Origin of the sequence: Pseudomonas sp. F1_0610 (genome assembly GCF_047470865.1) — a bacterium.
Taxonomy (GTDB): domain Bacteria; phylum Pseudomonadota; class Gammaproteobacteria; order Pseudomonadales; family Pseudomonadaceae; genus JAZDRH01.
The window spans coordinates 210,586-222,980 of the sequence record NZ_JAZDRH010000002.1; the positions used below are offsets into that span (position 1 = coordinate 210,586).

Sequence of the window (12,395 nt, forward strand, 5' to 3'; positions counted from 1 at the left end):
AACAAGCAAAGGCTACTACTTACTCAATAGATTTTATCATATCTTCTAATACTTTTTTCGCATCGCCAAATACCATCATGGTTTTATCCAGATAGAACAGTTCATTATCTAAACCGGCGTAGCCACTTGCCATTGAGCGCTTGTTGACAATGATGGTTTTTGCTTTATAGGCTTCTAGAATTGGCATGCCTGCAATAGGTGACTTTGGATCATTCTTTGCAGCAGGGTTAACTACATCGTTAGCGCCCAATACCAATACCACATCCGTTTGCCCAAATTCGGCGTTGATATCGTCCATTTCAAAAACTTGCTCATACGGTACTTCAGCTTCTGCTAATAGCACGTTCATATGCCCTGGCATACGCCCAGCCACGGGATGGATCGCATATTTTACGTTCACACCTAAAGCAGTTAGCTTTTCTGACAACTCCATTAAAGCATGCTGAGCACGAGCAACGGCTAAACCATAGCCTGGTACAATAATGACAGAGTCAGCATTGGTTAGTAAGAATGAAGCATCATCCGCAGAACCTGATTTAACCGGACGTTGCTCTTGCGCAGCCTGAGTACTTGAGGTGTCGTCAGCACTAGCACCAAAGCCTCCTAGAATCACATTCAAAAAAGAGCGATTCATAGCTTTACACATGATGTAAGACAAGATAGCTCCGCTTGACCCCACTAAAGACCCTGCCACAATCAGCATAGAATTATTGAGTGAAAAGCCAATACCTGCAGCGGCCCAGCCTGAATAGCTATTAAGCATAGAAACCACAACTGGCATATCAGCACCACCAATTGGGATTATAATCAGCACGCCAATGACAAAGGCTAACAGCACCAACACAAAAAATGAAAATAAGGAGCCTGTTAAGGTGAAATGAATACCAAACAGTACAATCACAACACCTAAAATCAGGTTAATTCTATGCTGATTCGAAAATACCACAGGCGCACCTTGGAACACGCGCAGCTTATATTTTCCTGAAAGCTTACCGAAAGCAATCACAGAGCCCGAAAAGGTAATGGCACCAATGGCCGCCCCTAAAAATAATTCTAAGCGATTACCTGTAGGAATAGCATCTTGAATATGCGCCACAATACCTAAGGATTGCGGTTCGATAACAGCGGCAATAGCAATACAAACAGCTGCCATACCAATCATGCTATGCATAAAGGCTACTAGCTCAGGCATTTTGGTCATTTCGACACGTTTAGCCATCATGGCGCCAACAGCGCCACCTACTAGCAAACCAAAGAACACATAACTAACGCCTGCGGCAAAGGAGCTTTCTTGTAACTGATCACTTAGATTGGCAATTAAAAATAGCGTTGTCACAACAGCTATCGCCATGCCTACCATGCCAAATAGGTTGCCTTGGCGCGAACTCGTTGGATGAGATAAGCCTTTTAATGCTTGGATAAAACAAACGGAAGCAACCAAATACAACAGGGTAATAACATTCATACTCATAGCCATAACCCCTTAGCGTACTTTTTTCTTAAACATTTGCAGCATTCGGCGCGTCACTAAAAAACCGCCAAACACATTAACTGCCGCTAACACTACAGCTAACAACCCCATGATTTTGCCAAATGGTGTTACTGTTAATGCCGCCGCCATCATCGCACCTACAATAACAATGGCTGAAATTGCATTTGTCACAGCCATTAAAGGTGTATGTAACGCTGGCGTTACATTCCATACCACGTGATACCCAACATAAATGGCCAGCACGAAAATAATCAGGTTGAAGATTCCGTCAGAAATTTCCATGGTACACCTCACTCAAACAGGTTTACGGACGACTTCACCGTCACGGCACATAAGGCAGGCAGCAACAATATCGTCTTCTAGATTAATAACGAGCTGCCCTTCTGCAGTGAAGATCAGCTTTAAAAAGTCAAGCACGTTGCGTGCATACAAAGCCGAGGCATCTGCAGGTACTAACGCCGCTAAATTAGTATGCCCGACAATGGTTACCCCATGTGCTTGGATAACTTTATTAACCTGTGTTAAGGGGCAGTTTCCACCCTGAGCCGCGGCCAAATCGACAACTACAGAGCCAGCTTTCATCTGCGCAACAGTTTCTTCGCGCAAGAGCACAGGGGCCTTTCGCCCAGGAATCAAAGCTGTAGTAATAACAATATCTGCCTGCTTGGCTCGCTCATGTACTGCTTTAGCTTGGCGTTCCATCCAAGAGGCCGGCATAGGGCGGGCATAGCCACCTACACCTTCTGCGCATTCACGCTCTTCCTCGGTTGCAAAAGGCACATCAACAAATTTTGCGCCTAGAGATTCAATTTGCTCTTTTACCGCTGGGCGTACATCAGAAGCCTCAACCACAGCACCTAATCGCTTAGCTGTAGCTATAGCTTGCAAGCCTGCAACACCCGCACCTAAAACTAAAACTCGCGCTGCTTTTACTGTGCCAGCCGCTGTCATTAGCATAGGCATAAAACGTGGATAGTGCTCAGCCGCAACCAGTACAGACTTATAACCTGCAATATTGGCTTGTGATGAGAGCACATCAAGACTTTGTGCTCGGCTATTACGCGGAGCCGCCTCCAGCGCAAAAGCTGTAATGCCATAACCATTCATTTTTTCAATAGCTTCACTGTCAAATGGGTTTAGCATCCCTATTAACACAGTTTTAGCCGGAATTTGAGCTAACTCAGCCTCCGTTGGCGCCTGTACTTTCAAAACTATGTGAGCATCATATGCATGCTGTTTGGCAACAATTTTTGCCCCTACAGCTTCATAGGCTTCATCCAAAATACTGGCAGACAAGCCGGCTCCTTTTTCCACGCTAACTTGGTGGCCTTGAGCAATTAGTTTTTTTACGGTTTCAGGCGTTGCGGCAACACGTGTTTCGCCCGCTCTCGTTTCAAGTGGAACACCTATGTGCACTACATATCTCCTTGCAAAAGAAGTTGGCAAGCTGATTAGTAAATACTGTGATTGTTATTCCTTGTGAGCAGTATTTTCTCAATCAACATTTTAAGCTGCTGAGAAACAAAACTATAATTTACAGTTTTGTATCATTTGTGACTTTATTTTTATTTCGGTCACATTGCAATATTTAGTTATAGTTTTCATGTTTTTTACTAAATAGCAAATTTTTAATTTTTATGATCCGCTTTTACAAAAGCACCAGCAGCTTTCACTAATAAAAATAAAAAAGGCGCATTTCAATAGAGTCAAAATGCGCCTTAATTTATCTTAAAACTAGCGTAATAGAGGCTTAGCCTGGGTTCCCATCAACACGTGCCTTACATAGCATTGGGGTATAACCAATAACAAATAATGCAAAGCTCAGCACCCAAAATGTAGTGGCACTATGCCATCCTGCAATAGCATTTAGCTCAACCACAAAAATTCGGCAAAAAGCCGCAATATTCAAGGAGATGAATGCGATTACCATAAATTTAGGTGGTTCTAGTTTACGTCCTGTGTGACCTAATGTCACACGGGCTAACATGGCCAGAATCATGCCGCTCATTGCTCCAATGGTAAAGCTGTGAATGGCAGAACTAAAATTATTTAATAAGGAAAAGTGCCAAGCCGCTAAAGCACTACAGGCTATTACCAACCACCAATAAGACAAATGCAAAGACCAGAGTAGATTAACTCGCCAAATACCTTTGTCATACCAACGAAAAGCGCGTATTCCATGACCAATAGCCAAAGCGCAGAGTAATATTCCCATCAGTATATTTTGCTGTAGGTTAAAGCCTGTAAGTGTTGCCAAGGCGAGTAATACCATTCCTACTAGCAAAGCATTATCTAGCCAAACCCAAGGTTCAACGCCCTCTTCACGCAACAAACCTCGGCGCGTGAAGAAGGGAATAACACGCCCACCAATAACCGTCATTAATGCAGCCACTAAAAACAAGGCAGATAAGGCTGCATTTCGCTGTATTAACTCACCACCTTGGTATAAATCATAAAGACTTACAATGTTAGCTACTCCAAGGAGTAATAAAACACCTACTATTGGGTAATTACGGTACTGCTTTACCTTTCCAACCATTAGCCACATACACCAAGCAACAGTGGGATAAAAAAGCGCATCCACCACCAATAAAACAGGCAGTGCACTGGGTATAAACCAGAGCACTCGTGCTGCCAACCACAAAACAAACAGCGCCAGTAGTGGCTTACCAGAAAGACCAGGTTGTCCTGTCCATGTTTGCCCAGCGGTGAGCAAAAAACCTGTCACTATAGCGCCAGCAAAACCAAACACCAGCTCATGTCGATGCCAAGCGAGCCAGCTACCTGCGGGTAAATAGGTAATTTTCCCCGTATGCGCCAAGATCCATATAGGCACAGCCAATAAAGCCAGTATGGCACCTGCTAAGAAAAAAGGACGGAACGCTAAACGCAAAATAGGCGTAATAGTTAATGCTTGGCGACGATCGATAATATTCATAACGAGCCACACAAAATAAAAGAGACTGTTTCACAGCCCTGAAAGTAAAAAAGCGCTTAACCTAGAACTAGGTAAGCGCTTTCTATGAATTGGCTAAGCGTATTACTTAACTAAGTCTGCCTTAGTTACAGGCTTTAAACCTTGAATATAGCTAGATAGCGCTTGAATATCCTTATTGCTTAATTTAGCAGCTACAGCACGCATCGTCATAGCATCGCCATCATTTGTGCGATCGCCTTCACGGAAGTCTGTAAGCTGTTTAGCAATATAGGTTGAATGCTGGCCTGCTAGGCGAGGGTATTTTGCAAGATCAAGACCTGTACCATCAGGTGCGTGACAACCTATACAGGCTGGCATGCCTTCAGTTAGCTTACCACCACGAAATAATGCTTCACCACGCTCAACCAAGGCTTCATCTGCTGTACCTTGGCTAGTTTTTTGACTAGCAAAATAAGCTGCAATATCTTTTAAATCTTGTAACTTAGCTTCTGGCGTTGAACTGCCTGCAGTTACCATGTCCAGCATACCTGTCATCTCTAGCACAGGACGCTTACCAGATTGAATATCCTGCATTTGCTTAAGCAGGTACTGTTCCCCTTGCCCAGCTAGTTTAGGAAAGGTTGGCAACGCGCTGTTGCCGTCTGGGTTATGACATGCCGAGCAAATTGCGACTTTTGCTTCGCCTGCTTTAGCATCGCCTGCAGCATGCGCTAGGCCAGTCAAGCCCACAGTCAACAGCAGACTCACGAGAAGTTTGTTCATCAGCTAATCCAAATACGGCTAAAAAGTGTAAGTTATCCCGGAGTTACTTAGCGATTAACCTCTAGTAACATCTCGGCCATGCAGTTCTGCAGCATTAAGAATTACCTAAACAACCACAAAAAAGGTTAAATTTAAGACAATGCGTGCATAGAATCCCAAGCATTATATACTGCTACACGAAAAACGGAAATGTTGCATACCCTCTTAATTCATTATTTGGATTATTTATGTCAGTTAAAAACCCCATTATTGGCTTGTGTCAACAAGCTAGCTTCCTAATTAGCGCTGCGCGTGTTGAACAGTGTCCTCCTGACGAAGGTTTAGAAATTGCCTTTGCTGGGCGCTCTAATGCGGGGAAATCTAGTGCCTTAAATACGCTCACTCACGCTAACTTAGCAAGAACCTCAAAAACACCGGGGCGCACACAGCTACTCAATTTCTTTACACTTGACCAGCAGCGCCGCCTTGTTGACCTACCTGGTTATGGCTATGCCAAAGTGCCTATTCCATTAAAACAGCACTGGCAAAAACACTTGGAAGCTTACTTAAGTAGCCGTGAAAGCTTGGCTGGACTTGTATTACTTATGGATATTCGCCATCCATTAACCCCTTTTGACTGCATGATGCTTGACTGGGCACAAAGTAGCGATATGCCCTTGCACATACTGCTTACCAAAGCGGACAAACTCACATTTGGCGCTGCAAAAAATGAACTCTTAAAAGTACAAAAAGAAATTAACAGTCGCTGGGGAGATAATGTCAGTATCCAACTATTCTCTGCCACAAAGCGAACAGGCATTGAGCAAGCACGCGAAGTATTAGCAACATGGCTTGAGTTAACAGCAACAGAATAAAACTGGCTGTTCTATATTGAACTTGCATATTTTTAAGCGTTTATAACAGCTGCTCATATTCGCCAGCGTTAGGCTTTTAATACTAAGCTAGGTATTTAGGCAGCGCTCTTAAACTCTAACAACCAAGGGCGTAACAGCCTTAAATATGGAAGTGTTCAATGCTATGTTAAGCGTTACTTAGCGACAAACGCAGAAGCAGAAGCCAAACAATTGGCAACTCTTACACCTAGCAACATTAAGCTATGCTCTATCTTTACTGTTAGCCGCGCATGGTTAGCCATACGCAATAATTTACCATTTTGGCTATTCAACAGCTTATGAAAAACTCTACTAGCGCAAAACAACTACTTACCAGACAGCTACCGCAAGTACGCGATAAAACTAAGAAAGATATTTTATTACATGCCCTTGATTTGTTTAATACACAAGGCATTTCGCAAACCACTATTGAACAAATAAAGCAAGCAAGCGGCAATAGCATAGGCACTATTTATCATCACTTTAAAAGCAAACAAGGATTGATTGCTTATCTTTACCAGCTGCTACTACATGATCAGCAACAAGCGTTAGAGGCTTATACACTCACAAACGCCACCGTATCTCAAACAGTTGAATACATTATCTATAGTTATATTGACTGGGCTAGTGAGTATCCTGACTTTGCCATTTTTCAATTTAATGCCAGCGCCAGCACCAGCTGTGGAGAGTTTAGTAATGAGCTTAATATACTCATCAAACAACGTGTAGAAAGCTTACTGCTGCACCTCACTGCTTGCCCCGATGCCTCAATGCTTAGCGAGCACCCACCTGAGTTACTGCCCGCTCTTATTATTGGTACAGCTCACCATTACGCAAGAGCTTGGCTAGAAGGTAGGACTAAGCAGCCCCCAACTACCTACCGTGAATATTTTGCCCAAGCAGCTATTAATGCCTTAACTTTAAACAAGCCAACTCTCTAGACAAGAAAAGAGGAATAGAATAATATTCTAGAGAATTATTCTAGATCTTGATTTGTCATGCTAAATCTAATTTTATGTGCTCTCGCACTAGGCGTAGGTGCAACCTTATTTATGGACTTGGCCGCTCTTATGCATAAAGCACTTGGCCTTAGTACACTCAACATGAGATTTGTTGGTCGCTGGTTAATACACCTTATGCATGCCAACAAAACAAGAAAAAACAGTGTAATCTGGCAATCTCCAGCTATGCCACTGGAGCATTTAACAGGCTGGCTGGCACACTATCTTATTGGCATTGTATTTGCCCTTCTTTTGCTTCTTTTTACAGGCACTCAATGGCTTTACCAACCCACATTAGAACCGGCTCTTGTTGTTGGCATAATTAGTTTAATTGCACCGTTTTTCATTATGCAGCCAGGTTTTGGTTTAGGTTTTGCTGCAAATAAAACAGCCAATCCAAACCTATCACGATTAATGAGTTTACTTGCCCATACAGAATTTGCGTTAGGCCTATACCTAACAGCCTTACTTATTAGTCACTTAGCTCACTAATCAAATAGTCATATTACCAGTCGCATTCAGAGTTATTCTTTATATTTCTTCTACTGCATAAAAAATACATCATACTCAATCGCTATCCAGTGACTGAGCGTTTTATTAACTGTACTGCCAACCCCTATTGGGGTAAATAATAGAACTTTTAGCCAAACAATAAAAAGAGTACTAGATAGAAACTATCTACTTCACAATAGCAAGACTGAAATCAACAACTTGATTATAAAGCCAACTTCCCTGATGGTTTGCCTGCCGCCCGCTGTGCATCTTTTTATAAGCTCATTCCTATTTGTAGATCCACATTAAAAGGGGGATTTATAAGATAGACTTATCGACAGGGTTATGGCACTATTAGTTTCAATAGTAGGTTACTTTATAAAGTAACACCACCACATTAATATTGAAATAAACAGTGCATTTCTATCAGATTAAACCTACTAAAATATCGACTTCACACTGTACCTTCGTCTTAAAAAGAATGACCCAAGTTTAAATACACTGCATTTTGATGAAACGTATTTAGACCATAATTAAATGTTAAAGGCCCTAAAGGGGTTTCTACTCCAACAAAAATACTGGCTGCGTTAATGCTTCCTGTATCAAATTGGCGACGATCTATATTCCAAATTCGCCCCGTTTCTAATGACGCTCCCAAGTAGTACGGCATTGCAATAGGTAACACTTGATCAGGCGTCATACGACGATAATAAACAAGACGAACATAGTGTAGATTCTGCCCTGCCATTGAGTTCTTTTTAAACCCTGAGAGATTTAACGCGCCCCCAATCTGAAAGCTTGAATCAATAATTTCTTTAGCATCTAAAGTGCGTGCGTAACGGCCACCGACCATAAGGGTATTGCGCTCAAAACTAAATACCTTGTTAACAACAGCTTCCCATTGCCGATAGCTTTCATCGGCACCTAAGGCTTTTGTATGTTTCATAAAGCTGATTTTTAGCTCCTCACCTTTAGTTGGAAACTGCAAGCTATCCAAGGTATCAAAGGCATATGTCAGCTCGTAAAACCCTTCTTTAAAACTATAGCTGTCTAAAGCAGGATCACCAATATGCACATTGGCATTCCCCCAACCTGAGCCTAGATTAAGTCGCAACTCGCCATTTTTATTAATTTCACGCCCCAGACTTAAACCATACTGAAAACGTTTCAAACGGTATTCAGCAATAGCATCACTATCATCCATCAAGCTTATTTGATTAACCGAAAAATCCACCCAAGGCGAAATAAAGTAAGGCGAACCTACTGCCAAAGGTTGATAAAACTCGCTAAACAACTCTTGAGTATCGCCTAACTGTAAACGTGTAAACCATTCCGCACCTAAACTATTCACACCATTCATTCTAAAGCTAGCCCCAAGATTAAAGGTGCTTTGCCCATTAAAATCATCTGCTAGGTTCAAACCTAATCTCAAATAATCAGTACCTGCCTCACGCTTTTGCGCCAAGATAACAAGGGTTGCTTCATCAGCTTGACGATCCTCAAGACGATAATGCACGCTATTAAAATACTCCAAACCATAAAGTGTGCTTAAATCGCGCTGTAAACGCTGTAAATTTAGCATTTCCCCAATAGGCTGGCGAATATGATGCCGAATCAAGGCATCGCTTACCTTAGCTGTATTTTCAATACGAATTGCTCGAATAATAGGCGGCTGATTATCTGCAATAAATTGCTGGTGACTAACCTTGCCTTTAGGAAAACCCGCTAACTGTGCCGACATTGCCATAGTTGATTGATAGCCAATATCAATCATAGCCTTCGCTTGCCCGAAATCAGTCACAGTGTAGCCTTCAAGTGCTGGCTGGATCAGTAAATCTTTGACCTCAAGCGTTTCAATCTGAGCGTCTGTATTATTACGCGTCAATAACGCCATTGTTTGATTAAGTACGCTCAAAACATTTTTTAGCTGGCTCTGGTCCATCAATGGCGTACCAATATCCACAGCAATCACACGATCTACACCCATAGCTTTAGCCACACTAATCGGCAGATTATTTGCCATGCCGCCATCAGCAATTAATTTGCCTTCAATTTTAACTGGCTCTAATAAACCAGGTAGCGACATGCTAGCGCGTAACGCTTGTGGTAAATGCCCTTTCGCAAAAACCACTTCTTTCCCTGTTGCCAAATCAGTACCTACGGCACGAAAAGGAATCATCAACTGATCAAAATCTTCAATATTGCTACGGTTAATCAGCAACTCTTCAAGTACCAAATCTAAGTTTTGCCCCTGAATAATACCCATTGGCAAACCTAAACTACCGTCATCTTTAAAACTGAGCTTTTGTCTGACTAAAAAATCGCGATCATCTTGCTTACGCCGAAACGGTCTATCCTTACGATCTGGCTCATCAGACAAGGCATATGCCCAATCTAAGGTTAGAGCCAATTGCTCTAATTCATCAACACTATAACCTGCAGCATATAAACCACCAATAATAGCTCCCATGCTAGTGCCTGCAATCACATCAACCTTAATATTCTGTTCTTCTAATGCACGTAAAACTCCAACATGAGTTAACCCTCGTGCTGCACCACCTGAAAGAACAAGCCCCACTTTTTCAGCATAAGCGGGAGTATGTGCTAAAATAGCAGTGCAAAGAATTAAGATGACACGCAGCACTAAAGACATAGAAAATCCAAAGAAAAGACATGACAAGTTAGCTAGTATAAGTTGAATGCTGATATTTTCACTAACAGCTAATAGTTTTTTATTGTTACTAGATTACATAAAATCTAATAAAAATTAGATAGGTATAAACTAGTAAAGTTTTCAACTATTATTGAAAACTAGCTCACCACTAACTATTAAGGAAGATAGAGTATGTTTAAAAAACTAATGGCAGCGCTCACTTTAGGGCTTAGTTTTTTACTGATTGGCTGCTCCAGCATACCTATGGAAACCGCACAGCGGGATCATGAGCTAAAACGTTTTCCAAAACCTCCAGAAGGAAAAGCAGCAGTCTATATCTACAGAGACAGTTTTGCAGGCCAAGCATTAAGAAAAAAACTAACTATTGATGGCGAAGTTATTGGAAAAAGTGCCAATAAAGTTTTTTTCTATCAAGTTATCTCGCCTGGCCAACACCGTATAACAACTGAGTCAGAATTTGGTGATAACGAACTTATTCTAGATGCCAGTGCAGGTGTTAACTATTTTGTTCGTCAATATATGAAAATCGGCGTTTTTGTTAGCGGGTCAGCTCTTGAACTGATGGATACACGGGAAGGGAAATATGCCATTTTTAAGACAAAACTTGCAAAAAGCCTAAATTCAAAATAACCCAAATTTAATAACCCCTTTTGCTGATTGCCATAATGACTAGCAACAACTAGATTTGCATGGTTTTATTGACAGGTGCGTCGATAAAACCATGCTCAGTATAGTTACCTACACGCAGAGCAACAATAGGAATTCAGCACGTGACAATGTCGCCCGTTTTCACCTGCAAAGGGGTTACACAGGATCACTAAAGTTGACCGCGACTATGGTGCCACGGCGAACAATGTTATCTAATAGGCGTCGGTGTTCGATTGTATTCATGCGCCCATGCTGCGACAGGTCGCGCGCGGGCTAGGCAGTAAACTTGTATCTGTTAAAGCTACAAGCTAACACGCCTAAAAAAGTCCCATTAAATGGGGTTTTAGCTTACTTGGTGTAGTGGTAGCGGCACTGCAAAATAACCAAACTATCGGCTTGCACTTCATACACTAGGCGATGCTCTAGGTTGATACGCCTTGACCAGCAACCTTGCAGTTGGCCTATTAATGGCTCTGGTTTGCCTATACCTGTGAAAGGGTCACGCTTTACGGCTTCAACTAATTGGTTAATTTTCTTCAGCATTTGGCGGTCGGTTGTAAACCAATATTGGTAGTCTTCCCAGCCGAGTAAAGTGAAGGCAATTGTATTAATCCCGATGATTTTTTTCTGATTCATCAATCAAGCCTTGAGTGAGAATTTGACCTGAACGGGCTTGAGCTAAAGAGTCTAATAAGCGACTGGCATTATGAGGTGAGCTCATAAGATGCAAAGTTTCTTGCATGCTATTAAAGTCATCTAATGACAGCATGACCACATGCTGACCACGTTGGCGCGTGATGACTGTTGGCGTATGCTGCTCGCATACTTGATCCATAGCGGCTTTCAAGCTTGCTCGGGCTTCACTGAAAGTGACTATATTCATATATTTCCCCAGTGTACTGTTTATTGTACAATGTATTGTACATATAAAGATTACGCATTCTATTTTTTGTTGTCAAATACAAGAAAGCCCTCAGTTCACTTGAGAGCTTTTTTGTGTTCAGTATTTAGCTTTTTGTTTTCAGCAGCGCTTGTAAGATTCTGGCAACGATTTGTTGGTCTTTACTGCTGAGTAAACGGAAGATGGCAACATTAGGAATCCAGCGCGTGACAATGTCGCCCGTTTTCACCTGCAAAGGGGTTACACAGGATCACTAAAGTTGACCGAAATATAGTGCCACGGCGAACAATGTTATCTAATAGGCGTTGGAGTTCGACGGTTTTCATACGCCTCATGCTGCGACAAGTCGCGCGCAGGACTAGTGGGTAGGGTTGTAAGAGATCACTATACTACTTGAGGTATTTCTATGAGTCACGAAAAAGAACCTGTAAGGCGTTGTCATTATATTGCCCAATCTTATATTGCTAATTTTTCTTTCAATCAAGAAGCAGAATTAGAAAACAGAAAAAATAATCCAAAGTATAAACCGAAATATAGGACATATTGCATAAAAAATATTCTGAAACAGCTGTAACTAAAGAGCTAGCTAGAGAAATATGTCAGGAAGATAAATTA

The 12,395-nt window shown here is 41.9% G+C and carries 13 protein-coding genes; 5 read left to right on the forward strand and 8 right to left on the reverse strand.

The window, feature by feature from the left end; translation table 11 throughout:
• Positions 1-19 precede the first annotated feature (19 nt).
• The 5 genes from VQ643_RS02265 to VQ643_RS02285 form a co-directional block, all read right to left on the reverse strand.
• Positions 20-1,471 carry an NAD(P)(+) transhydrogenase (Re/Si-specific) subunit beta gene (locus tag VQ643_RS02265; RefSeq protein WP_414197641.1) on the reverse strand — a complete coding sequence of 484 codons (1,452 nt, stop codon included), beginning with the start codon at positions 1,469-1,471 and terminating at the stop codon, positions 20-22.
• Positions 1,472-1,483: 12 nt separating this feature from the next.
• A complete protein-coding gene (locus VQ643_RS02270; RefSeq protein WP_414197642.1) occupies positions 1,484-1,774 on the reverse strand; it encodes an NAD(P) transhydrogenase subunit alpha in 291 nt (96 codons plus the stop codon).
• 12 nt (positions 1,775-1,786) lie between these two features.
• Entirely contained in the window at positions 1,787-2,908 is a 1,122-nt protein-coding gene (locus VQ643_RS02275; RefSeq protein ID WP_414197643.1) for a Re/Si-specific NAD(P)(+) transhydrogenase subunit alpha, read from the reverse strand.
• A gap of 334 nt (positions 2,909-3,242) precedes the next feature.
• Positions 3,243-4,430: an NnrS family protein gene (locus VQ643_RS02280; RefSeq protein ID WP_414197644.1), complete on the reverse strand. Its 1,188-nt coding sequence runs from the start codon at positions 4,428-4,430 to the stop codon at positions 3,243-3,245.
• A gap of 102 nt (positions 4,431-4,532) precedes the next feature.
• Positions 4,533-5,192 (reverse strand): c-type cytochrome, encoded by a 660-nt coding sequence (locus VQ643_RS02285; protein ID WP_414197645.1) that lies wholly within the window; start codon positions 5,190-5,192, stop codon positions 4,533-4,535.
• A gap of 227 nt (positions 5,193-5,419) precedes the next feature.
• On the opposite strand from VQ643_RS02285, the gene yihA reads away from it, so the two are divergent.
• From yihA to VQ643_RS02300, 3 genes are all read left to right on the forward strand, one after another.
• Entirely contained in the window at positions 5,420-6,046 is a 627-nt protein-coding gene (gene yihA / locus VQ643_RS02290) for a ribosome biogenesis GTP-binding protein YihA/YsxC (protein WP_414197646.1), read from the forward strand.
• A gap of 317 nt (positions 6,047-6,363) precedes the next feature.
• On the forward strand, positions 6,364-7,005 hold the full coding sequence (locus VQ643_RS02295; RefSeq protein ID WP_414197647.1) for a TetR/AcrR family transcriptional regulator: 642 nt from the start codon (positions 6,364-6,366) through the stop codon (positions 7,003-7,005).
• 57 nt (positions 7,006-7,062) lie between these two features.
• Entirely contained in the window at positions 7,063-7,557 is a 495-nt protein-coding gene (locus VQ643_RS02300; RefSeq protein ID WP_414197648.1) for a DUF2938 family protein, read from the forward strand.
• 472 nt (positions 7,558-8,029) lie between these two features.
• On the opposite strand, the gene VQ643_RS02305 is transcribed toward VQ643_RS02300, so the two are convergent.
• A complete protein-coding gene (locus VQ643_RS02305) occupies positions 8,030-10,210 on the reverse strand; it encodes a patatin-like phospholipase family protein (RefSeq protein WP_414197649.1) in 2,181 nt (726 codons plus the stop codon).
• 192 nt (positions 10,211-10,402) lie between these two features.
• Here VQ643_RS02305 and VQ643_RS02310 point away from each other — a divergent pair, with 192 nt between their 5' ends.
• Positions 10,403-10,861 carry a DUF2846 domain-containing protein gene (locus VQ643_RS02310; protein ID WP_414197650.1) on the forward strand — a complete coding sequence of 153 codons (459 nt, stop codon included), beginning with the start codon at positions 10,403-10,405 and terminating at the stop codon, positions 10,859-10,861.
• A 366-nt stretch (positions 10,862-11,227) separates the two neighbouring features.
• Here the strand turns inward: VQ643_RS02310 and VQ643_RS02315 are convergent, their stop codons facing one another.
• Together VQ643_RS02315 and VQ643_RS02320 are read right to left on the reverse strand one after the other, a co-directional pair.
• Positions 11,228-11,515 (reverse strand): Txe/YoeB family addiction module toxin, encoded by a 288-nt coding sequence (locus tag VQ643_RS02315; protein WP_414197651.1) that lies wholly within the window; start codon positions 11,513-11,515, stop codon positions 11,228-11,230.
• Positions 11,487-11,762 carry a type II toxin-antitoxin system Phd/YefM family antitoxin gene (locus tag VQ643_RS02320; protein WP_414197652.1) on the reverse strand — a complete coding sequence of 92 codons (276 nt, stop codon included), beginning with the start codon at positions 11,760-11,762 and terminating at the stop codon, positions 11,487-11,489. Before VQ643_RS02320 ends, VQ643_RS02315 begins: the two co-directional genes overlap by 29 nt.
• Positions 11,763-12,186: 424 nt before the next feature.
• Between VQ643_RS02320 and VQ643_RS02325 the strand changes: the two genes are divergently transcribed.
• On the forward strand, positions 12,187-12,354 hold the full coding sequence (locus VQ643_RS02325; RefSeq protein ID WP_414197653.1) for a hypothetical protein: 168 nt from the start codon (positions 12,187-12,189) through the stop codon (positions 12,352-12,354).
• Positions 12,355-12,395: the final 41 nt, after the last annotated feature.